Annotated in this window: 26 protein-coding genes and 4 tRNA genes; 26 read left to right on the top strand and 4 right to left on the bottom strand. The window is 35.3% G+C overall.

The genetic code is table 11. From position 1 onward, the window contains the following. Positions 1 to 19: 19 nt before the first annotated feature. The 11 genes from KJA13_03770 to rny all read left to right on the top strand — a co-directional run bounded on the left by KJA13_03770 (position 20) and on the right by rny (position 10688). Entirely contained in the window at positions 20 to 925 is a 906-nt protein-coding gene (locus tag KJA13_03770) for a PLP-dependent cysteine synthase family protein (protein ID MBZ9578114.1), read from the top strand. Positions 926 to 988: 63 nt separating this feature from the next. Continuing rightward, positions 989 to 1414 carry a DUF4395 family protein gene (locus tag KJA13_03765; protein ID MBZ9578113.1) on the top strand — a complete coding sequence of 142 codons (426 nt, stop codon included), beginning with the start codon at positions 989 to 991 and terminating at the stop codon, positions 1412 to 1414. Positions 1415 to 1454: 40 nt separating this feature from the next. Then, positions 1455 to 2564: a HAMP domain-containing histidine kinase gene (locus KJA13_03760; GenBank protein MBZ9578112.1), complete on the top strand. Its 1110-nt coding sequence runs from the start codon at positions 1455 to 1457 to the stop codon at positions 2562 to 2564. Positions 2565 to 2932: 368 nt separating this feature from the next. Then, positions 2933 to 3805: a hypothetical protein gene (locus KJA13_03755; protein MBZ9578111.1), complete on the top strand. Its 873-nt coding sequence runs from the start codon at positions 2933 to 2935 to the stop codon at positions 3803 to 3805. Between the two features lie 108 nt (positions 3806 to 3913). After that, a complete protein-coding gene (locus KJA13_03750; protein ID MBZ9578110.1) occupies positions 3914 to 4609 on the top strand; it encodes an amino acid racemase in 696 nt (231 codons plus the stop codon). Between the two features lie 328 nt (positions 4610 to 4937). Next, entirely contained in the window at positions 4938 to 5327 is a 390-nt protein-coding gene (locus KJA13_03745; GenBank protein MBZ9578109.1) for a response regulator transcription factor, read from the top strand. Positions 5328 to 5424: 97 nt separating this feature from the next. Then, positions 5425 to 6675, top strand: a complete 1251-nt coding sequence (gene nusA, locus KJA13_03740; protein MBZ9578108.1) for a transcription termination/antitermination protein NusA — start codon at positions 5425 to 5427, stop codon at positions 6673 to 6675. 14 nt (positions 6676 to 6689) lie between these two features. Further along, the gene (ppa, locus tag KJA13_03735; GenBank protein MBZ9578107.1) at positions 6690 to 7235 is read left to right on the top strand and encodes an inorganic diphosphatase; all 546 of its coding nucleotides are present in this window, start codon (positions 6690 to 6692) and stop codon (positions 7233 to 7235) included. After that, positions 7216 to 8394 carry a trigger factor gene (tig, locus tag KJA13_03730; protein ID MBZ9578106.1) on the top strand — a complete coding sequence of 393 codons (1179 nt, stop codon included), beginning with the start codon at positions 7216 to 7218 and terminating at the stop codon, positions 8392 to 8394. The genes ppa and tig overlap by 20 nt, the downstream gene beginning before the upstream one ends. Beyond that, a complete protein-coding gene (gene clpP / locus KJA13_03725; GenBank protein ID MBZ9578105.1) occupies positions 8391 to 8975 on the top strand; it encodes an ATP-dependent Clp endopeptidase proteolytic subunit ClpP in 585 nt (194 codons plus the stop codon). The genes tig and clpP overlap by 4 nt, the downstream gene beginning before the upstream one ends. 183 nt (positions 8976 to 9158) lie before the next feature. Beyond that, on the top strand, positions 9159 to 10688 hold the full coding sequence (gene rny, locus KJA13_03720) for a ribonuclease Y (GenBank protein MBZ9578104.1): 1530 nt from the start codon (positions 9159 to 9161) through the stop codon (positions 10686 to 10688). A gap of 57 nt (positions 10689 to 10745) precedes the next feature. Here the strand turns inward: rny and KJA13_03715 are convergent, their stop codons facing one another. From KJA13_03715 to KJA13_03705, 3 genes are all read right to left on the bottom strand, one after another. After that, the gene (locus tag KJA13_03715; protein ID MBZ9578103.1) at positions 10746 to 11084 is read right to left on the bottom strand and encodes a hypothetical protein; all 339 of its coding nucleotides are present in this window, start codon (positions 11082 to 11084) and stop codon (positions 10746 to 10748) included. Between the two features lie 2 nt (positions 11085 to 11086). Further along, positions 11087 to 11157, bottom strand: a tRNA-Gly gene (locus tag KJA13_03710). Between the two features lie 2 nt (positions 11158 to 11159). Further along, a tRNA-Pro gene (locus KJA13_03705) sits at positions 11160 to 11232 on the bottom strand. 80 nt (positions 11233 to 11312) lie between these two features. Here KJA13_03705 and KJA13_03700 point away from each other — a divergent pair. From KJA13_03700 to KJA13_03630, 15 genes are all read left to right on the top strand, one after another. Then, positions 11313 to 12254 (top strand): HAMP domain-containing histidine kinase, encoded by a 942-nt coding sequence (locus KJA13_03700; GenBank protein ID MBZ9578102.1) that lies wholly within the window; start codon positions 11313 to 11315, stop codon positions 12252 to 12254. Between the two features lie 80 nt (positions 12255 to 12334). Then, on the top strand, positions 12335 to 12703 hold the full coding sequence (locus KJA13_03695; GenBank protein MBZ9578101.1) for a response regulator: 369 nt from the start codon (positions 12335 to 12337) through the stop codon (positions 12701 to 12703). 66 nt (positions 12704 to 12769) lie between these two features. Next, on the top strand, positions 12770 to 14518 hold the full coding sequence (locus tag KJA13_03690; protein MBZ9578100.1) for a type II/IV secretion system protein: 1749 nt from the start codon (positions 12770 to 12772) through the stop codon (positions 14516 to 14518). Between the two features lie 5 nt (positions 14519 to 14523). Continuing rightward, a complete protein-coding gene (locus tag KJA13_03685) occupies positions 14524 to 15741 on the top strand; it encodes a type II secretion system F family protein (protein MBZ9578099.1) in 1218 nt (405 codons plus the stop codon). Between the two features lie 23 nt (positions 15742 to 15764). Further along, positions 15765 to 16220, top strand: coding sequence for a prepilin-type N-terminal cleavage/methylation domain-containing protein (locus KJA13_03680; protein MBZ9578098.1), 456 nt, complete (start codon positions 15765 to 15767; stop codon positions 16218 to 16220). Between the two features lies 1 nt (position 16221). Further along, the gene (locus KJA13_03675; GenBank protein ID MBZ9578097.1) at positions 16222 to 16605 is read left to right on the top strand and encodes a prepilin-type N-terminal cleavage/methylation domain-containing protein; all 384 of its coding nucleotides are present in this window, start codon (positions 16222 to 16224) and stop codon (positions 16603 to 16605) included. Positions 16606 to 16630: 25 nt separating this feature from the next. Then, entirely contained in the window at positions 16631 to 17197 is a 567-nt protein-coding gene (locus KJA13_03670; GenBank protein MBZ9578096.1) for a prepilin-type N-terminal cleavage/methylation domain-containing protein, read from the top strand. Next, positions 17194 to 18666, top strand: coding sequence for a hypothetical protein (locus KJA13_03665; protein MBZ9578095.1), 1473 nt, complete (start codon positions 17194 to 17196; stop codon positions 18664 to 18666). Before KJA13_03670 ends, KJA13_03665 begins: the two co-directional genes overlap by 4 nt. A 20-nt stretch (positions 18667 to 18686) precedes the next feature. After that, positions 18687 to 19787 carry a type IV pilus assembly protein PilM gene (gene pilM / locus KJA13_03660; GenBank protein ID MBZ9578094.1) on the top strand — a complete coding sequence of 367 codons (1101 nt, stop codon included), beginning with the start codon at positions 18687 to 18689 and terminating at the stop codon, positions 19785 to 19787. A 24-nt stretch (positions 19788 to 19811) separates the two neighbouring features. Further along, the gene (locus tag KJA13_03655; GenBank protein MBZ9578093.1) at positions 19812 to 20363 is read left to right on the top strand and encodes a hypothetical protein; all 552 of its coding nucleotides are present in this window, start codon (positions 19812 to 19814) and stop codon (positions 20361 to 20363) included. Positions 20364 to 20367: 4 nt separating this feature from the next. Then, a complete protein-coding gene (locus KJA13_03650; GenBank protein MBZ9578092.1) occupies positions 20368 to 20886 on the top strand; it encodes a hypothetical protein in 519 nt (172 codons plus the stop codon). 2 nt (positions 20887 to 20888) lie between these two features. Further along, positions 20889 to 21203 carry a hypothetical protein gene (locus KJA13_03645; protein ID MBZ9578091.1) on the top strand — a complete coding sequence of 105 codons (315 nt, stop codon included), beginning with the start codon at positions 20889 to 20891 and terminating at the stop codon, positions 21201 to 21203. A 30-nt stretch (positions 21204 to 21233) separates the two neighbouring features. Further along, positions 21234 to 21305: transfer RNA gene (locus KJA13_03640), tRNA-Arg, on the top strand. A 6-nt stretch (positions 21306 to 21311) separates the two neighbouring features. Next, positions 21312 to 21382, top strand: a tRNA-His gene (locus KJA13_03635). A 31-nt stretch (positions 21383 to 21413) separates the two neighbouring features. Beyond that, complete coding sequence (locus KJA13_03630) at positions 21414 to 21578, top strand: hypothetical protein (GenBank protein ID MBZ9578090.1); 165 nt, start codon at positions 21414 to 21416, stop codon at positions 21576 to 21578. Positions 21579 to 21628: 50 nt separating this feature from the next. Here the strand turns inward: KJA13_03630 and KJA13_03625 are convergent, their stop codons facing one another. Beyond that, positions 21629 to 22657, bottom strand: a complete 1029-nt coding sequence (locus tag KJA13_03625; protein MBZ9578089.1) for a trypsin-like peptidase domain-containing protein — start codon at positions 22655 to 22657, stop codon at positions 21629 to 21631. Positions 22658 to 22722 lie beyond the last annotated feature (65 nt).

Raw genomic sequence — 22722 nt, 5'->3', positions numbered from 1 at the left:
TTCTTAAATTTGAAAAGCAATGAAAGTAGCAAAAAACATCACGGAGTTGATCGGTCAAACGCCAATGGTCAAAATTAACAAATTGGTCGGCAAAAAAGATGCTGAAATTTTAGCCAAGCTCGAATGGTTCAATATCGGTGGTTCGATAAAAGATAGGATGGTTTTTTTTATGTTAAAAAACGCAGAGAAAAAAGCAAAAATAAAAGGAAAAACAATTTTGGAAGCTACTTCCGGCAATACAGGAATAGCTTTGGCAATGTTGGGCGCTATTAACGGTTACAAAGTAAAAATTTTAATGTCAGAATTAGGAAACAAAGAGAGAAGAAAGATTATTCAAGCTTTTGGCGCCGAATTGATTTTGACTCCAGCCAAAGAAGGTGAAATGGGGGCAATAAAGTTAAGAGATAAGATTTTAAAAAGAGAGCCTCAAAAATTTGTTTGTTTTGATCAATTCAACAATAAAGAGAACCCAATGGCTCACTATCAAACCATCGCCAAAGAAATTTTAATTCAAACGAAGGGAAATTTAGATATGGTCGTTTTAAGTCTGGGGACAGCTGGAACTGGAATGGGAGTGGCAATGAGAATGAAAAAAGAAAAACCAGGTGTGAAAATTGTGGGGGTGGTTCCAAAAGAGGGAGTTTCAATAGCTGGTTTCCTCCCCTTAGCTGAAATAGAAAAATTCAAAATTTTCAAAAGAAAATTTTTTGACGAGATCTTTGAAATAAAGAGAGAAGAAATGGAAAAAGTGAAAAAAATAGCCAGAGAATTAGCAAGAAAAGAAGGATTGTTAGTTGGTCAAAGCTCAGCAGCTACAGGGTATGTTGCCTTAAAGAAAGCAAAAGAACTCAAAAAAGGAAAGAGAATCTGTGCCATTTTCCCTGATAGCGGTCTGAAGTATTTGAGTGGAAATTTATATAGCTAAAAGATGAACATAGTGTATTCAAGGTCGAAAATTTAAAAGTTAATTAATATTAATGACTATTATATGAAACAATGCCTAATTTATGATAATTCTTTGAAATTTTCCAGGGCTATTGCTGGAATTTTAACCTTAATTGCTTTTTTGATTCATAATCATTGGTTGGTTTTGGCAGCGAGCATTTTGGTGGGGTTGAGGATTTTTTCTGTAAAAATTGATATTCTTTATCAATTTCACGCTTTGGTTTTAAGAAAGTTGCTAAAAGAAAGATCGGAACCAATTCAGAAAGAATCAGGAGAATTAAATTTTGTCTCTGGCATGACAGCAGTCCTTCTCTTTATTGGTTTTTTATTTCTCTATTTTGGAAAATTTGTTGATTTTGTCTGGATTTTTATTTTGATAATGGCTTTTTTGATATTTTTGGCTTGTTTTGTTGGTTTTTGTGTGGCTACTTTAATGTATGTTTTTCTTAAAAAGATTTTTAAGAGATAAGAAATAATGGAAAAAAGTGAAAAATTTCAAAGAGAAAAAAATGGAAATAGGAAAACCCGGATATCTTAACGAAAATTGCTGGTTAGTCAAAACCCTTAATCATACTCCTTATAAACGTTGTCAGCATTGCGAATTGAAATTCCGCAATTGCTTGTTTTTGCATTATCAAATAATCAGCTCGATTTTAATAATTTTTTTTCTTACCCTTTCTTTTTTAATTGAAGGGAAGATTTCAAAATTAGTAATTATCTCTGTTTTTACCTTAGTCATTGTTTATGGTTACTTTTTTAACAAGAGCACGGACAAAATTATCAAAGCTAATTTTACCCAAAGAAAAGCTAACGAGGCCTTAGAAGAATTGACTGAAAATCTCCAGCAAAAAGTAGATGAGCAAACTCAAGAAATCAGAAAAGCTTACGAGGTAGAAAAAAAGGCTCATCAAGAACTTAAAAGATTAGATGAAGCGAAAAATCAGTTTATTATGGCTACTCAGCATCATTTAAGGACTCCCCTAACCTCAATGATAGGGTATCTTGACTTGATTTTCGGAGGTACTTATGGAAAAGTTTCTCCAAAAATCAAAGATGCTCTTTTAAAATTCCAGGTCTCAACTCGCAGATTAATTAAAATAGTTAATGAATTTTTAGATATCACTCAATTTCAATTAGGCAAAGAAGTAGTTTCTCTTAAACCTAATATAGATATAAGGCCTATCTTTAAAGAAATAATAGAAGAGCTTCAGTTTGAAGCTAAAGCCAGAGGTATTTATCTCAAGCTTCAAAAACCAGGGAAGATACCAAGAATTAAAGCCGACCCTGAAAAACTGAGGATAGCTTTATTTAACATTGTTGATAATGGAATAAAATATACTCCTAAGGGAGGAGTAATTGTAAGATGTCAACCGTCAGATAACAAATTACAAATAACAGTTAAAGATACAGGAATGGGTATTCCAAAAGAAGAATTAAAAACTCTCTTCACTAAAACTTTTGAAAGAAGCAAGGAAGCAAAGAAAGTTTATGGAACGGGCAGAGGAATAGGCCTCTTTATTACTGGCCATATCATCAAAGCTCACAATGGTAAAATTTGGGCAGAGTCAGAGGGAAAGGACAAAGGAAGCACCTTTTATATTGAGCTGCCGGTGAAATAACAAATGCTCTTGACAAGGTTTCTTGGTTTGCTATTATGGAAAACAGTTTACATAATTGAAATATCTTTGAAAATTACTAAAACCGATGAATCGGGTAAATGGGCCCGAGGAGGTGGCTTCTGCATTAGTGGAAGCCCGGCTTCCTCCGTAACCAGAGGATAACTGATAAACCCCGCTTAGCGGGGAGAGTCAGTGAAAGTGCCCCCGCCCAAAGCGGGGGAATCAGGGTGGCACCGCGGGAAACACTTCTCGTCCCTGTTATTTACTTTATTAAGTAGATACCAGAGATGAGAAGTTTTTTTAATTCTTCTTAAAATAGTTCTTTAGGAAAGTACGTTAAAAACCTGAAAATAGAAAGGAGATTGAGCATGAACACCACAATTAATTCGTCTTGGATTAAAGAAGGTCTTGTTTTTCGGCCAAGAAATGTTATACAAATTAGCATTGTTGTCTATGAGCATCCGGTAGGGATGCCAGCTAGGTTTTGTGCTGGATTGATTCCTGCAATAGAGTTATCAAGACAACTTAGGTTAAAAGGCTTTGAGTCAATCGTAAGAATAATTGATCCAACGCCTATCGCCTATTATTGTAATGGGTGGCAAACGAAGCAATCACAGTTTCGAGATGTAATTACCGAGTTTTTAGATGGCAGTAACATTAATTTCTTTTTCGATGGAGCTGAGCAGGTTTGTAGTGGTGCGCTAGAGCTTTTGAGCGCGCTTGGGGCTGAACTAGAATCTTCTACTGATGAGAAAGTAGCTGATATGGTTCAAAGAATCAAAAAATCTGGAAGGAGGCACGGGGGCGAATTGGGTGCTAATAACGCCACTTTGTATATGGCAGCCCATCCTTTTTCTTGGTTAGACATGTATCATCCGTTGATTTGGAAAAAATCGTATTCTGCCGAGGGTTTTCAGTTTGTAAATCTAATGAGTAAACCGGAGGAACGATTTACAGTGATCCGGGAATTTCTTCGAAAGCGGAGGCCAGAATTATGTACAACAAATAATCCGACTGATCGATATATGACGATATGCAATACTCCTTGCTATATTCCTCTTGAAGGAGAACCTATGTTTGTAGATTTAAGGAATCGTGGATATGATTGGTGTCACAATAGTTACTACGAACTTAGGAAAAAAAGCAGAAACCACAAGCGTGCGTATAAAGATTTTGAGGCGTTAATGTCTTTTCTTGGGATAAAAAAACGCTTAGAAATTTTACCCGGAACCTCATGTTAAAAATGAGGGTCCGGGTATTTTTATTCTGATGAGTAAATAAGGATTAACTTGCTTTTTTTTAAAATATTTTTTATTATTAATAGTAAATTTAACTAATAATAAAGAAACATGAAAACATTAGGAATCCTAGGCGGGGTAGGCCCACGAACAACTTCAAGAATATATCTTTCAATTATTGATTTATTTAAAAAAAATAAAAAAGATAAGTATCCATCAATTGTAATATACAATTTACCGTTTCCTTTTGTCATTGAGGATGAAGCAATTATCAAGGGCATAAATTCACACAAGATGCTTCCATATTTGATTAAAGGGGCAAAAGTATTAGAAAGAGCGGGAGCTGATTTTGGTATACTACCATGTAATACATTGCATAAATATATAAAAGAAATTCGCGAAGCTGTAAAAATACCATTTTTAAGTATACTCGATGAAACGGCATTGCAACTAAAATTAATGAAAGTAGATGCCGTCGGGATTTTAGCTACAGAAACTACTGTTAAAGATAAGATATATAATGATGTTTTAGAAAAACATGGAATAAGTTTTTTGTATCCGACAAAAACAGAACAAGACAGTCTGAATAAAATTATAGTAGAATTAATTAATGGAAAAAGAAATAAACTTCAAGAGGAAAAAATTAAATTAATTTGTTCCTCTTTATGTAAAAATGGCGCAAAAGCTATCTTGTTTGCATGTACTGATCTTCAAATTATAATATCCAATATTCATATTTCTATGCCTATTATAGATACAACAGCAGTTCTTATAGGGGCTTCAATGCGAGAATTAACTGGTAAATAATTTATTACGATCTGAAATTTTAAATAAAAGGCCATTAACGGAATCTGCGTTAGGGGCAATAAAATCTGGGGCAGATGCTTTGATTATGTAAATGGGGCAATAGTTAACACATCTTAAAAGGCGGGGAATGATGATTGTAGAGAAATTAATGTGAAAACCTGGAAACAAAGAATTGATAAAAAGAAAGTTAAAGAACTCGTAGAAGCTGTTAATAACTGAGATAAAGCAGCCCGTAGTGTAAATAGCCACGGGCTGTTTTAACTACAACATAGAAATTGACATTTTTTTGTTTTTATTAATAGTTAAGAATTTGCTATAATAAACTTGTATGAAAAAGACAATTTTGTTCATTGAAGATGATTTGCCGACCATTGATGTTTATAAGACAGCTTTGGAGAAAGCTGGTTTTGATGTAGACCCAATGCTTTTGGGAGAGGAAGCTATTAGGAAAATAAAAGAAATAGAGCAAGGAAAAGCCAAGAAGCCGGATTTAGTTTTGCTTGACCTTGCTCTTCCAGATATAAATGGCATTGAGGTTTTAGAAGAAATTAGAAAACAGAAAAAAACAAAAGATATGTTAGTGTTCATTTTGACTAATTATACAAATAAAGAATTAGAGGAGAAAGGACTTTTTTTCAAGGCGGAAAAATATCTTCTTAAAACCGATTACACCCCCAGAGAATTAGTTGAACTGATTAAAAAGGAATTTAAGAAGTAACCCCTAGGGTTGACAAGAGCATTTTGCTTTGATAGGATAAGATTGTAGGAATGAAAATGATATTTCTGTCCGTTGGAAAACGGACAATTTTATTAATATGGATATAAAAAATTTTACATCAGCGATTTCTCAAATCGCCGAAGAAAAAGGAATCCCTTTAGAAAAGGTAATTGAGAGTATTGAAACGGCTATTGCTGCTGCCTATAAAAAAGATTATGGCGAAAGAGGTCAGTTAATTAGAGCTAAACTAAATCCAGAGACCGGGGGAGTTAAATTTTGGCAGATAAAATTAGTTGTCTCAGAAGAGATGATTTACTCTGAAGAAGAATTAGAGAAGTTAAAATCCGCCTCCGCCAAGGCTACGGCGGGCAAGGAAAAGAAAAAGGAAGAAAAGATTCGTTTTAACCCGGAAAAGCATATTATGCTAAAAGAGGCAAAGAAAAAAAAGAAAGGGGTTAAAGCTGGAGAAGAATTAGAGATACCTTTAAAAACCCGAGAGGATTATGGTCGGATAGCTGCCCAGACAGCAAAACAGGTGATTTTGCAGAAAATTAGAGAAGCAGAAAGGGAAACAATTTTTGAAGAATATAAATCAAAAGAAGGAGAAATAGTTTCAGGGATTGTCCAAAGAATGGAGGGGAGGAATGTTCTTATTGACATTGGCAAGACCTTAGGGGTTCTGCCAAGGGAAGAACAGGTCTTTGGAGAATTTTATAAACCTGGCCAAAGATTAAAAGTTTATATTTTAAAAGTTGAGGAAACTCCAAAGGGGCCCGCTGTGTTTTTATCCCGAGCTTATCCAAAATTAATCTCAAAACTTTTTGAGTTGGAAGTTCCGGAGATTTCTCAGGGCCAAGTAGTAATTAAATCAATTGCCCGGGAGCCAGGCTCCCGTTCAAAAATTGCAGTAGAATCAAAAGAAGAGGGAGTAGATCCAATAGGGAGTGCTGTTGGACAAAGAGGGTCAAGGGTTATAGCTGTGATTAATGAGTTAGGAGGAGAAAAAATTGATATTATTGAATATTCTGATGACCCAGAAAAATTTATTGCTAATGCTCTTTCTCCAGCTAAGGTTTTGGAAGTAAAAATTATGCCAAAAAACAAAGCCCTTTGTCTTGTTCCTGAGGACCAATTATCTTTAGCTATTGGCAAAGATGGTCAAAACGTGAGATTGGCTGCTAAACTTACTGGTTGGAAGATAGATGTTAGAGCTGCAGGGGAAGCTGGAGAGGAAGAGAAAGAAGAGAAAGAGAAGAAAGAGGAAAAAAATAAGAAGAAAGTAGCAAAAAAGAAAGAAACTAAAAAACCAGAAACTACAACCACAAGGTCGACTAAAAAATCAAAATAATATTATTTAATATTATGACTAATTTATTTAAAGATATTCCAGCTGGGGAAAATCCACCAGACCAAATCAATGTAGTGATAGATATTCCTAAGGGTTCAGAAAATAAATATGAATACGAAGAAGATAAGGGATATTTTAAATTAGATAGGACGCTTTACTCCCCTATGTTTTTTCCATTTGAATATGGCTTTGTTCCCCAGACAATATCTGAAGATGGTGATTCATTAGATGTGGTTCTCCTCACCACTTATCCCACTTTCCCGGGATGTGTTATTTCAGCTTGTCCAATTGGGATGCTCTTGATGGAAGACGAGGCAGGAATTGATAATAAAATTGTGGCTGTTCCTTCGGGAAAAGTAGATCCTCGCTTTAAAAAGATTCGAAAAACAGAGGACCTTGATGAACATCTTAAAAAAGAGATAGAGATCTTTTTTGCCGACTATAAGAAGTTAGAGAAGGAAAAATACAAGTTCGTTAAAATAAAAGGCTGGGGAGGAGTAGATAAAGCTAAAGAGATAATTAAGAAGGCGGTGGAGAAATATGCGGGTAAAGATAAATAAATTACCGAAATCTCAAATTGAACTAGAGATTGAAGTGCCCGCTGACGAATTCGATAACTTTATTGAGCGGGCTACCTTAAACTTGGGTAAGGACTTAGAAATTAGAGGTTTTAGAAAAGGCAAAGCGCCAAAAAATATTATCGAAGAACATATAGGTCCAGAAAAGATATTAATTGAAGCAGGTGATTTAGCTGTTAATGAAACTTATAAAAAGGCAGTTTTAGAAAATAAAATTGAAGCCATTTTTCAGCCAAAGATTGAAATTAAGAAACTTGCTAAGGGTAGTGATTTGGTTTTTTCAGCGAAAACAGCGGTTCTGCCTGAAATTAAATTACCTGATTATAGAAAGATTGCTTCTAATATCAAGAGAAATAAAGTTGTAGTGGAAGAAAAAGAAATTGAAAATGCTTTAAAATGGCTTCAGAAATCTCGGGCAAAATTTACTTTAAAAAATCAACCTGCTCAGAAAGGGGATTTTGTGGAGATTGAATATTGGTCAGCTCAAATTCAGGGAGAGGGACGAAAGGATGCTTTTATTTTAGGAGAGGGTCATTTCATTCCAGGGTTTGAAGAAAAATTAATTGGAATGAAGGCAGAAGAGGAAAAAGATGGAGTTTCAATAAATATTCCGGAAAACCATCCTTTCCAGAAGCTAGGCAAACAGATTACGCTTAAAGTTAAAATGAAGTCAATTCAGAATGTGGAGCTTCCTAAAGTTGATGACCAGTTTGCAAAAAGTTTGGGAAAATTTGAAAATTTAAACGCCCTCAAGAACAATGTAAAAGAAGGACTTAATTTAGAGAAAGAACGGGTAGAATCTCAGCGAGTAAGAGAAGAGATTTTGGAAAAAATAAGTCAGGCATCAAAATCTGAAATTCCCGAAGTTTTAATTGAGCAGGAACAAAAACAAATGCTGGAAGATCTTAAAAAAATGGTTTCTGAAAGATTAAAAATCCCTTTTGAGGATTATTTAAAGAAACTGAAAAAAACCGAAAAAGAAGTAATAGATTCCTTTCTGTCCCAAACTCAGAAAAAAGTAAAAAACTTCTTGGTTTTAAGAGAAATCGGCAAAAGAGAACTTGACTCCGAGGAAATAAAGAAGTATACTCAAGAAGCAGAGAAAATAGAAAAAATATTTCAATTACTTGAAAACTTATGAATTTAGTTCCAACGGTTTTAGAAAAAACAAAACATGGGGAAAGGGCTTATGATATTTATTCTCGGCTTTTAAAAGATAGAATCATTTTTTTAGCAGGTCCTATTACTGATACCCTGGCTAATTTAGTAATTGCCCAGATGCTGTTTTTAGCTAGCCAGGATCCAAAAAAAGACATTCAGCTTTATATCAATACGCCCGGAGGCTCGGTAACTGCTGGTCTGGCAATTTACGATACCATGCAGTATATAAAATGCCCGGTTGCTACAATTTGTTTTGGATTAGCGGGCTCAATGGGTGCTGTTTTGCTTGCTGCCGGGGAAAAAGGGAAACGTTTTGCTTTGCCAAATACCGAAGTTTTGCTTCATCAAGTAGCAGGCGGAGTAACAGGAGAGGCAATAGAAATTGAAATCACAGCTAAACAGATTATTAAAATCAAAAATAAATTAAATAAAATGTTAGCTAAACACACGGGTCAATCCTTAGAAAAAGTAGAAAAAGATACTGATAGAGATTTTTATTTATCAGCCGATGAAGCAAAGGAATACGGAATTATTGATGAAGTAATAAAGGCAAAAGAGTAGATAAATTAGGAGGTTCAAAGATAGCCGTCTTTTTTAAAGACGGTTTTTTATTAAGCCAGGGTTTACTTTTTTTGGAATATTTGCTAAGATGTCTTTAGAAAACAAATAATTTGAATTTTGGTTTATTCTATTAAATTCTTGTTTTTTACAACAACATGATAAATAGCCAAATTCTTTCGAAATATGTATCAATTTATCCTACTTTTAGCGGGTGTCCTTATTTTGGCAATAGGAGCGACCTTGGGTTATTTTGCCCGTCAATCAATTGCCAGGAAAAAAGCAGACACCATAGAGACAACTCTTCAAAAGAAAATTTCTCAGGTAAAAAAAGATGCCGGAGAAATAACATCAAGAGCTAAAGAGAAAGCAACTCAGATTATTGAAAAAACAAAAAGAGATGTCGCCAGTCAGCGCCGGGAACTTTTTAGCGCTGAAAAGCTTTTATTGAAAAGACAGAATATCTTAGGGGAGAGAATTTCAAATCTGGAAGAGAAAGAAAGAGAGTTTCGTGAGAAAGTGGAAAAACTTAGGGAGATAAAGACAGCTTTAGAAGATTTGAAACAAGAAACTCTTAAAAATTTGGAGAGGGTTTCTAAACTTTCCAGGGAAGAAGCAAAAAAAGAATTACTGGGAGACCTTGAAAGAGAATATCAGAAAGAAATTTTGGAGAAAATAAGAAAGTTAGAGGAAGCTGGTTTTGAAAAATATGAGAAGAAAGCTAAAGAAATAGTAGCTTTGGCTATTCAAAAATATGCTCTTTCTCAGGCTCAGGAATTGACTACTACGACAGTTAATCTTCCAAACGAGGAGATAAAAGGAAGAATTATTGGGAAAGAAGGAAGAAACATTAGAACCTTAGAGAGATTAACCGGCGTAGAAGTAGTTGTTGATGAGACGCCTGAAGTTGTAATGATTTCTGGTTTTGATCCTATCCGAAGACAGATTGCTAAAACTGCTTTAGAGAAATTAATTCAGGACGGCAGGATTCAACCAGCCAGAATTGAAGAGACAGTTCAGAAAGTGGAATCAGATATTGTTTCGCAGATAAAAGAAGCGGGGGAGAAAGCAGTTTATGATACCGGAATAGTCAATCTTGACCCCAAAATAGTTCAGCTTTTAGGAAGGTTGCGTTTTAGAACCAGTTATGGTCAAAATGTTTTACTTCATTCAATTGAAGTTTCCCATTTGGCTGCTACCTTAGCTTCAGAATTAGGAGCTAATTCAAAAATAGCCCAAAAAGCAGGTTTGCTCCATGATATTGGGAAAGCAGTTGACCATCAGGTTCAGGGTTCCCATACTGATATTGGAATAAAAATTTTAGAAAAGTTTGAGGTAGAGAAAGAAATAATTGATGCTATGAAATCTCACCATGAAGAATACCCTGCCGAAACCCTTGAAGCAATTTTAGTTCAGGTAGCTGACCAAATTTCAGGTGCCCGTCCTGGAGCAAGAAAAGATACCCTTGAAAATTATCTCAAAAGATTAGAAGAGCTTGAAGGTATTGCTTTATCTTTTTCTGGAGTTGAAAAAGCTTATGCTATCCAGGCAGGTAGAGAGATTCGCATTTTTGTTAGACCGGGAGAGATCGATGATTTATTTGCAAAGAAATTAGCCAGAGAAGTTGCCAATAGAATCCAAGAAGAATTAAAATATCCCGGTGAAATAAAAGTGACGGTGATTAGGGAAAATAGGGCAGTGGAGTATGCCCGGTAGGTGTTAGATATTAGATAAAAAAAGCCCGCTCAATTTGAGTGGGCTTTTTTTAGTCGTCTATTTTCTGTAAATAACTCTATACCATTTTTTATCAGTGTAAATATCGTGAAAAACTAAACCACCGAAAACACCTATCCAGAAAATTGATAAAGATGAGAAAAAATAAGTAATAAGGATTCCTAAACCTCCTAATATCCAGTGATGTAAATGGATTTCCCATTTTCTGAAAGGTAAATTTACCCCTCTTACTTCCCCTCTTTTTTTCCGGATTCTTCTATGAAAAAGGGTTGTGCCAAGATAGCCAGCGATTATTCCGATAGTGAACAAAATTGAAAGATAAAAAGAAACTATCAAAGTTGTTCCTGGAAAAATAATTTTTTTTACTTTTTTTGACATAGAGCGGGTAACGGGAGTTGGACCCGTGCCTAAACCTTGGAAGGGTTTTGTACTACCATTATACTATACCCGCAGTCGGGGTGCCCGGACTCGGACCGGGAATCGCTCGCTCCCAAAGCGAGAATGTTAACCATTACACCACACCCCGTATGTTTCAAATATAGCAAAATTTTCCTTTGTGGTCAATCTTTATTGATTTATGATATAATGATATAATAAAATAATTAGATGCTTAAAAAAATTCTTGCCCAATTAAATATTCTTGCCCAGTGTCGACGTTATGGGCTTCCTCTTTGGCAGTGCCCCCAGTTTCTTTTTTTGGTAATGGGAAGTGTTATTGCTTCAGCTTCAATTGTCTCTTATTTAATCGGGACTCGTTATATAGCTGATCCTGAAATGGTGGCTCTGATTATTCTTGTTATTACCACAGTTTTATTTATTATTGCCTTTGTTACGACTCGGAGCTTTGAAAGATTGGCTGAGGCCTCCCGAATGAAATCGGAATTTATCAACATAATTTCTCACCAGCTGCGTTCTCCTTTAACCAACATAAAATGGACATTTGAACTTCTGACCTCAAAAGAAATGGAAGTGCCTTCGGGAAAAGTAGAAGAATATTTAAATAATGTGAAAGAAAATATTGCCCGAATGGTAGAATTAATTGATGATTTGTTAATTGTTTCCAAAATTGAACAAGGAACTTTTCCAGTATTGAAAAAAGAATTTTCCTTGGAAAGTTTAATAAAAGAGCAAGTTTCACGATATAAGGTTTTTGCCGAGGCCTCACATATTGAGCTAAGTTTTTCTTCTCAGAAAAGTTTGTCTGAAGTTTTTACGGACCCTTCTTTATTAAAACTTGTAGTTGAAAATCTTATAGACAATGCTGTTCGTTATACCAAAGGTAGAGGGAAAGTGAAAATTAGCATTGAGAGAAGAGAAAAAAACTTATTTTTTAAAATAAAAGATTCGGGGGCGGGTATTCCTAAAAAAGAACAAAGGTATATTTTCCGGAAATTTTTCCGGGCAGAGAATATTTTGAAAGAACGAACCCGGGGAAGTGGTTTAGGATTATATGTCTGCAAATCAATTATTGAGAAATTAGGAGGAAAAATTTGGTTTGAATCCAAAGAGGGAAAAGGAACAACCTTTTATTTTACATTACCAATTTAGTAATCAGCGAATAACGAATCCTTTTCAAATTTACGAATATTCGTAAATTCGTAATAGATTAGGTATTCGTTGATAGTTTCATGAAGAAAATATTATTCATTGAAGATGAATCTGCTCTTCAAAAAACATTTGGAGATATTTTGAAACAGGGGGGCTATGAAATGATTAGTGCCTTAGATGGGGAAACAGGTTTTAACTTAGCCAGGACCAAAAAGCCAGATTTAATTTTGCTTGACCTCGTTTTGCCCAGAATGCACGGTTTTGAGGTTTTGAAGAAGCTAAAAGAAGAACCAGAGACAAAAGAAATTCCGGTTATTGTTTTGACTAATCTTGAAAAGATGGAAGATGTGGAACAAGCCGTTAAATTGGGAGCAACTGCTTATTTAGTGAAAACTAAATATACAATAGAGGAAGTGATGGAAAAAATTAAAAAAGCCATTGAAGAATAAGAACCTCGCCTTCGGCGAGAACCTTGATTCGCTAAGGTATAAATATATAATCTTAAATTAAAACATATGAGAGTAGAGCCACAGCGATTAAAGGCCTTCATGCTTGATGCTGACCTAATTACCGAGGCTCAGTTTGAGGCATCCCTAAAAAAAGCAGAGAAAACCAAACAGAAGATTGAGGATGTTTTGATTTCCGAGGGTTTAATTAGTCAAGAGGATTTAGTTAGGCTGGAAGCTTATATTTTAGGTATCCCTTTTGTAAATTTAGAAGAGGAGATGATTCCTCCCGAGGTTTTAAAAATAATCCCTGAAGCTATTGCTAAAAGCCATAACATCGTTGCCTTTAGAAAAAAGGGGATAAACTTGGAAGTGGCTATGCTTGATCCCGAAGATTTAAGAACCATTGAATTTATTAAGAAGAAGGCTAATTTTAAAATTTTACCAAGATTAACAACCTCGGCAGGTATCAAGAATGCTTTAAGGCAATATCAAAAAACTCTTGAAGCTGAATTTGGAGAAATTATTAAAAAAGAAGCAGGGGTGATAAGACCCGTTAAGGAGGAAGAGTTTGTTGAAGAGAAAGAAGATTTAAGGAAGGTGGCTGAAGAATTACCGGTAATTCGAATTGTAGATACTTTGATGAAACATGCAATTTTACAGAGGGGCTCTGATATTCATATTGAGCCAACAGAAAAAGAAGTTGTAGTTCGCTATCGGATTGATGGAATTTTACGCGATGCCATGGTTTTACCAAAAATAGCTAGTTCCGGGATTGTTGCCAGGATTAAAGTTCTTTCCAGCTTGAAATTAGATGAGCATCGGCTTCCTCAGGATGGCCGATTTAAAATTGAGACCGGAGAATATAAATATTCTATCCGAGTTTCGATTTTACCAACCTTTGACGGAGAAAAAATTGTAATGCGACTTTTGCCGGAAAAAGCCAAAGCTCTTACTTTAGAGACCTTGGGCTTAAGAGGGGAAGCTTTAGAAAGAGTTCAATATAATTTAAAAAAACCAGTAGGAATGATTCTTGTTACCGGTCCTACTGGTTCGGGAAAAACCACTACTCTTTATGCTATGACGGAGATTTTAAATACTCCCGGAGTAAATATTTCTACTATTGAAGATCCGATTGAATATAGAATGCCAAGGATTAATCAAACTCAAGTTAACACTAAAATTGGTTTAACTTTTGCTTCAGGGCTTCGGTCTTTAGTCAGGCAGGACCCAGATATTATTATGGTTGGTGAGGTTAGAGATAACGAAACCGCCGGCTTGGCTATTAATGCTGCTTTAACCGGTCATCTGGTTTTATCTACTTTACACACAACCAATGCTGCCGGAGCCATCCCTCGGTTGATTGATATGAAAGCTGAGCCTTTTTTAATCTCTTCAACTTTAAATGTAATTATGGCTCAAAGATTGGTTAGGCGGCTTTGTTCAGAAAGTGAAAAGTACATTTTAACAGATTCTGAACTGAAAAATTTAGCTAAATATTGTGATTTAGAGAAGGTCCTTAAAGTTTTAAAGGAAGAAAAAGCAGTAAAGCCAAGAGCTACTTTCAAAAATATTCCATTTTACCGACCAAAACCCTCAAAAGAATGTCCCGAAGGTCATAAAGGGCGAATTGGGATTTTTGAAGTTTTAAATGTTACCGAAACTATAAAAGAGCTAATTGTTAGCCAGGCAACTACTGACCGAATTCAAGGGCAAGCTCAAAAAGAGGGGATGAGAACAATAATTGAAGATGGATTTGTAAAAGCAGCCCAGGGAGTAACGTCAATCGAGGAAGTTTTGAGGGTAATAATAGAGTAAATCCCATGCCTCGGTATAATTATATTGCCAAAACCCTAAAAGGAGAGCCGCGCTCAGGAACTCTGTCAGCTAAGAACGAACACGAACTTGCTAAAATCCTTCGAAAAGAAGGTTCTATTTTAATTAAAGCCACTTCTGAAGAAGAGGAGCATAAAAAGAAATTTTTAATCACAGTTCCTTTTTTTGGTTGGGTTTCTTTGACTGAGAAAATAATGTTTGCCAGAAATCTCCGAGTTATGATTGCTGCCGGTGTTTCCTTACCCAGGACCCTAAGAATTTTAGCTAATCAAACTAAAAACAAAAAATTTAAAAAGACTCTTTTAGAGATAAGAGAAGAAATTATCAAAGGAAAAACATTTTCTGATGGTCTTATTAAATACCCCAATATTTTCTCTGAACTTTTCATTAGTATGGTAAAAGTCGGAGAGGAAACAGGAACCCTGGAGGAAGTTTTAAGAGTTTTAACCCAACAAATGGAAAAAGAACATGAGATAAAATCAAAAATAAAAGGGGCAATGATATATCCTGCAGTTATAATTTTTGCCATGGCCTGTATTGGAATTTTAATGTTGATTGTAGTTGTCCCAAAGCTTGCTCGGGTTTTTGCTGAATTGGAGATTGAACTTCCAATTACTACTAAATTAGTGATTGCTACTGGCACTTTTTTATCCAAGTTTTGGTTCTCGCTTCCATTAGGGATTCTATTTTTTATATTCTTGTTAAGGGTGATTTTAAAAACGAAGGCTGGAAGATTAGTATTTGATACCCTTGCTTTAAAAATCCCTATTATAACCCCTATTATAAAAAAGACCAATTCTGCCCATACAGTTAGAACCTTGTCTTCTCTTATTGCTGCTGGGGTGCCTATTGTTAGGTCTTTGGAAATTGTTTCGGGAACTTTAGGTAATGTTCATTACAAGAAAGCAATATCAGAGGCGGCAGAGGAGGTTAAAAAAGGAGCTAAGTTGGCTGGAGTTCTTAAGCGATACGAAAATATTTACCCGACCTTAGTAATTCAGATGATTGAGGTTGGGGAAGAGACCGGTAAGACCTCAGATGTTTTAGAAAAATTAGCTGAATTTTTTGAAGAGGAAGTTGCTAATGCCACTAAAAATTTGTCAGCTGTAATTGAACCAGTTTTAATGCTTATTGTTGGAGCAATAGTAGGCTTTTTTGCCATCTCAATGATTCAGCCAATGTATTCAATGATGGAAGCACTATAAATTAGATATTAGATATTTGTTTCATGTTTCATGTCTCATGTTTCAAGGAAAATAGTTTTACCCTAATAGAACTTCTAATTGTTCTTGCTGTTATTGGAATTCTTGTTGGAATTAGTATCCCGGTGTATAGACAATTTCAACCTACTATCCAATTGAATGGGGCGGTTAGAACTTTGGTTACTGACCTCCGCTACGCCCAGCAAATAGCAGTAACCGAACAAATTAATCACTGCTTTCAATTATTTTTGACAGAAAAAAAATATCAAATAGTCCAGTGTGGTCAAACTCAGCCTCTTTTAGAAGTAGTTCTACCGAACGAAATTGAGTCCCTTTCTGCTGATTTTACTGATGATAAAGTGGAATTTAATCCCTATGGAGCAGTAAAAGAAAGTGGAACCATTGTTTTAGAAAATACTAAAAACCAAACAAAAACTATTGAGGTTAGACCATCTGGCTTTGTTAAAATTAAAAAAGATTAGTATGAAGAATGCCTTTACTCTAATCGAAGTGATAATAGCAATTTTTATTTTAGCAGTAGGAATTACGGCAGTTTTGGCTATGTTTCCATTGGGCATTCAGATAGTGAGTTCTTCTAAGATGGCTACTACGGCAGTTTATCTTGGAGAGGCAAAAATGGAAGAAATTATTTCTACATCATACGAAGAAATTTCTGGTGAACAGCAAACACTTAACCCTCCTTTTAGCGCTTATTCAAGGGAAACAGAAGTGACCTGTTTTGATCCTAACGGCAGTTCCTCTCCTAATTGTCCCGAAGATACAGGAATAAAAAAGATAAAAGTAATCGTTTCCTGGGGAGTGCCCGCCAAAAAAATAGAACTCGTTACTTTAATTACAAAAAGATAAATATTATAAATACTTTACATATCTAATGTTTCAAATTTCAAATTTCAAGAAAAATGGGTTTACCCTAACCGAGATGCTCGTTGCCATTACCATTTTTATCTTAGTTGTCGTTGCTGTTTATTCTGCCTATACCTTAAGTCAGCGAGGTTATCTGAGCGGAGAGGAGGTAGCGGAAATTACTCAAAATGGAAGAGTGATTTTGGAAAGAATGTCTAGAGAAATTCGCCAGGCAAAGGAGATAATTACTGAACTTTCTGATGATGGAAGTGAGATAAGCAGTATAATTGAATTTGAAGATGGTCATATTACAACTAGGTACTATTACATTTGTTATTATCAAGAAGGTAGTGAGGTGAAAAGGAAAGTAAAAAGATATTATTTTCCCAGTGATCCCAGTACTTTTCTTTCCTGGGATACTACCTCGCCGACTGAAACTTTAACTACTATCACTACCGAGGGACCGGTAATAATTGGGGAATATGTAACTAATTTAGAATTTTGGGGCTCTAGGATTATTAATATTTCCCTGACCTTAGAAAAGAGGAATAAAAGTATTGAGTTAGAAACTAAAATATTTGGAAGAAACTTATGAATTCTAAAGGAACCGTTATTATTATTACTTTTTTAATCTTAATAGCGTTATTGCTTTTAGGTTCTTATTTTTTAATTTTTACTTTAACCGAATTAAGAATTTCTAAAAGCCAGGAGGCAGGAGTTCGAACTTATTATTTAGCTGAAGCAGGAATAAACGAAGCTATCTGGAAGTTAGGGAACGATGACATAACGGCTGACGGAGATCCGGCTTGGGAAACTGATTTTATTGACTGCGATAATAAAAATCCTGATCCGAGCGGAGATTACTGGACAGCCGAGTTTACCCACTCTTTTGGCGACGGTTCATCATATCAAGTTACTATCCAAAATTCTGCTTGCGGTCGGGGTAAAATAATTTCTACTTCTACCCTGTCACTTCCTAATGGGAAAACCGCTCAAAGAATAGTCAAAACAACAGTATTTAAGGCATTGGCCAGCCCGGTTGGAGACAGTGCTATTCTTTCCGGTGGAAGCAGTGAAAATGTTGACATCAAGTTTAGCAAATTGAGGATTAATGACGGTAATCTTTTCAGTAATCACAATTTAGACATTAAAGGAGCAAGCACGGTTGAAGTTTATGATAATCCAGCTACTCCTGATGATCCTGAAACTCCTGAAATAGAGGATTTAGAAGGCCAGGTTTTAGCAGTAGGCAACCTTAACAAGTCCTCTGCCAGTACTTTAGCTGCTGAAGCTACCTGCACAAAAAATGTTTGCACAGAGAAGTGTCTACCGGCCGGCTCAGGCTGTCCGCCAGATTCCCTATCCCTTCCCTTGGTTGATTTTGATTCCCCAGGGCCTCTTCCTTGTTATTCTTTTAAATGTAGAGCCCAAGCGGCTGAGGATAGCTTGGAATGCGAGGTTTTATGCAATGGTGCTTCCTGTACTACCCAACCCAACAAATGTGTCTATTCCACTTCAGAATTTGAGGACCTCTTATGGGAAGTAGGAGAAGGGGGAACTTTGACCCTCAATAATGTTATTACTTATGTTACGGGTAATATTGATTTAAGGGGAGGTCGCCATCTTGTTGTTAAAGGGGCCTTAGTAGCTGATGATAATATTAAAATCGGAGAGAAATATTCTTGGACCAGAGGAGGACAAAAAGACGAGGGATTTTCTCAAATAACAATTATTCAACCTACGGCTCAAAGTCCCTCTGGTCTTTTGACTAAAAGAAAAATAGATTTTGGTCTATTTTCTTCTTTCCCTGCTGACCTTGATATTGAAGGAGTAATTTATGCCAATGATGAGGTAAGCTTTGTCAGCATACCGGATACTTCTTTTGATGTGAAAGGGGGAATAATAGCCAGAAAACTATCTTTAGTTAGTCTTTGGCAGTGGCTTAATATTACTCTGGATGATGATATAATACGATATGGGTTAGGATATAGAATAGATAGCGAGGAAATAAAACCGACATTCTCCCCAGTAATCACCATCGACCATTGGGAAGAGTCATATTAAAATTTCTAATTTCTAAAATTATGTTAGAATTTTTAAGTTTAAAACCAGAGTCATTCGGTCTGGACTTCTCTGACTTATCTTTGAAGATTGTAAAACTTAAAAAAAAGGGGAAATTTTTGGCTTTAGCTTCTTGGGGAGAAGTAAAAATAAAACCAGGAATAATTGAAGAAGGAGAAATAAAAAATGAAACGGCTTTAATTGAAATTATTAAAGAAGGATTGAATAAAGTTAAAGGAGAAAAATTGAGGACAAGGAATGTTGTTGCCTCTTTACCCGAGAAAAAAGCTTTCCTGCAGGTAATCCAGATGCCGAAAATGAAAGAAGAAGAGTTAAAAACAGCTGTCTTATTTGAAGCTGAGAATTATATCCCCCTACCAGTTGAAAAAGTTTATTTGGATTTTCAGCTTGTTGCCCCAGTTCACGATAATTTAGACCATCTTGATATTTTAATTGCCGCTCTTCCCAAAAAAACTGTTGACCCTTATCTATCTTGTTTAAAAAAAGCAGGTCTTCTTCCCCAAGTTCTGGAGGTTGAATCTCAGTCTATTAGCCGAGCTTTAATAAAAAATGGAGTTAGTCCTTTCCCTCTATTTATAATTGATTTTGGGAAAAGTAGGACTAGTTTTATTATTTTTTCTGGTTATTCTTTGCGTTTTACCTCTTCAGTCCCTGTTTCTTCCCAGAAGCTGACTGAAACTATTTCTCGAACTCTGGGGGTAAATTTAGCTGGAGCTGAAAAATTGAAATTAAAATATGGTTTGCGGCCGCTAAAAAAAACTGTTAAAAATAAAAAAATTTCCGAAGTAATAACTCCTGTTCTAACCAATTTAGTCAAGCAAATTAAAAAATATATTAGTTATTATCATACTCATAGCAGCCGTGAACATCTTCCTCCCGATGGTGAAGAAATAAAGAAAATTCTTCTTTGCGGTAGAGGAGCTAATCTTAAAGGATTAACTGATTTTATTTCTTCTGAACTTGAAATCCCAGTTGAGCTTGGTAACCCTTGGATAAATATTTTGCCAGAGCCCTTAAAACAAGTGCCGGAACTAGCGTTTGAAGAATCACTCGGCTATACCACTGCTTTGGGTTTAGCACTGAGAGGCATAAATGATAAGTGAAGTCGGGCTTCACTTAATAAGTTTATGATTAATCTACTTCCGCCAGTAGAAAAAGGAAAACTTTTATTAGAAAAGAAAAAGAAAATAGTAATAATTCTTTGGGCTTTAGTTTTGTTTTTTCTTGTTTGTTTAATTTTGATTTTGTTTTCAATTAAAATTTATCTTCGGAGCCAAGTTGAATCTCAAAAAGCTTTTTTAGTTGAAGCCGAAAAAGAATTTGAGCAGTCTGAAATTCAAGATCTTCGAAAAAAAATTAGTTCAGTCAATTTAACCCTAACAAAATTAAATTCTTTTTACCAACAAAAAATTTATTTTTCTCAGATTTTAGAAAAAATTTCCCAAACTCTGCCTTCGGAAACTTACTTAAATAATCTTTCTGCTGTTTTTTCTCCTGACGAAGAAAAAGGTAATGTTAGGGTTTCTCTTTCTGGTTTTGTTTCAACCAGAGAAACTTTATTTGAATTTAAGGAAAACCTTGAAAAAGAGAGTAATTTTAAAGAGATTTCCTTTCCACCGGCAAATTGGGTTGAACCAACTGATATTAACTTTTTTACAAGCTTCAAAGTAAATATCTAGACTTATGTCCCCAAAGAAAAAAATAATTATATTTTCAGTAATTTTTGGGGTAGCAACCATATCTATAGTTGGTTTTATAATACGTCCTCTATTTAAAGGAATTGAGAAAAGCTCTGAAGAACTTATTGCAGCGAAAAAAGAATTAATTTTATCTAAGGAAGAGGCTGGAAAGTTTGAACAATTTAAAGAGATTTATAAAGGACTAGAGCCAGATTTAGAAAAAATCAACCAGCTTTTTGTTGACCCGGAGATTCCAATTGATTTAATTAAATTTTGGGAAAAAGAAGCAGGAGATTCTGAACTTTCAATTGAGATTTCGCCTGTCTTCCTGGAGGCAGCTGAAACTGACCCCTGGAATTCCATAGGATTTCGCCTAAGCTTAATTGGCTCTTTCCCCAATTTTTTAAAATTTCTTGAAAAAACGGAAACAAGCCCTTATCTAATTGAAATTCAAAATTTAACTGTAGAAAAATCAGCCCAAGGTGTTAGCATTACTTTAGTAATAAAAGTTTATACTAAGTGATTATGAAGATAGGGATTAAAAAATTTAAAAAATTTTTGGAGAAATTATCTCTGAGTATAGCTCAACACGCTTTTCTGGCTTGTTTGTTTCTTTTTCTTCTGTCTCTGATTTTTGGAGGATTTCTATTTTATAAATATAGTATCTTAGCCCAGAAAGTAGAACCTGAAGCTTTAGATAGATTCGTCCTATTAAAAGAAGGGGCCTATCAGGAAGTTTTGGGGGTTTGGCAGGAACACGAGAGAATATCCCAAGAGGCTGATTTTAAAGAATATCCTAATCCGTTTTTAGAATCAGTGCCTTTCCCAGAAGTTGACTGAATACTTTATTTCAGGTATAATGTTATGTATGCCCCCGTAGTTCAACGGATAGAACGCGAGTTTTCTAAACTTGCGATAGGGGTTCGACTCCTCTCGGGGGCACATGTGGTGGCTATGGTGTAGCGGTAACACTGCTCTTTGTGGAAGAGCCGTCGCCGGTTCGAATCCGACTAGCCACCCAAAAAATAAGGGCATGCACAATTTTTCATTATGTTTGATTTTTTAAATATAAGGATTTCTACCCTCACAGGAATTATTATTCTTCTTTTGGTTGCCGGTTCGGTAGGAGCAATGATTTTTTATCAGTTTTATCAATTAATGACCATAAGATTTGAAGTGATGGAGTTAAAAATCAACGAGGACGGGCCTCGTTGATAATTATGATTCTTAACAAGAATAATACTACGAGAACTGTTCTCGTAGTATTATTTTCTTTCTTCAAGGATGACCTTCACAGTCATTTCTTTCTTCTCTCTTAAAATTTTTAGTTCAATTTCTTCTCCAATTTGGCACTTTTGCAAGATATTTGATAAAGGGTTTTCAGTGGTAATTTTTTTGCCTCTGGCTTGCAAAATTATATCAAATTCTCTAAGCCCAGCTTTTTCAGCAGCTGACCCTTTGACTACGGCTGATTCCCCTAAGGTCTCTCTGACTATCAAAGCTCCATAATTTACCGGTAGCTTATTTTTTTCGGCTATTTCTTTTGTTAGGAGAACATATTTCACTCCTAAAAATGGAATTCTTATCTTTCCATATTTTTTAACTTCTTCCAGGTCCTTTTTAGCATAGTTAATTGGGATAGCAAAGCCAATATTTTGAGCTCCCATTACCATAGCAGTATTAACACCAATAGCTTTCCCTCCCATATCTACTAAAGGTCCTCCAGAATTCCCTGGATTGATAGCAGCATCAGTTTGAATAAGGCCCCTTAATCTTTCTGCTTGGCGGGTGAGTCGGTCGGTTGCTTGAATATATCGCGACAATCCAGAAACAATCCCCGAGCTTAGGGTATCGTGAAACTCCCCCAAAGCATTTCCAATAGCAACTACTTCTTCTCCGAGTTCAATTTTATTTGAATCGCCTAATTCTAAATAAGGAAGCTTTTTATCTTTTATTTTTAAAACAGCAATGTCATTAATCGGATCGCGAGCCAGAACTTTAGCTGGATATTTTTTCTTTGGCTCTAAAATAACAGTATAGTCAGCTTCGAGGTCAGCAACAACATGCCTGGAAGTTATGACATAACCATCAGCGGAAATAATAAAGCCAGACCCTCCTCCTATTTTTGTTGGCTCTTTTTTTCCTTTTTTGAATTTTGGCATAATAATTCCTCTGCCGCCAAAGGGCATTAAATAGAAGCCTTCTATTTTTGGAAGGTCTTTGGAAATTACAATAGTTATTACTGCTGGACAGACCTTTTTTGCAATTTCAACAATTGGTGAAGCGTTTTTCATAATAGTTTATTTTATCATAGAAATCCTTGTCAGCAAGTGGAAAACTTGCTAAAATAAATTATCTA

The organism is Patescibacteria group bacterium (assembly GCA_020148045.1).
GTDB lineage: Bacteria > Patescibacteriota > Minisyncoccia > Minisyncoccales > GWA2-38-27 > JAHCRG01.
The sequence above is the reverse complement of the archived record's forward strand: the minus strand, read 5'-3'. Positions and strand labels throughout refer to the sequence as shown.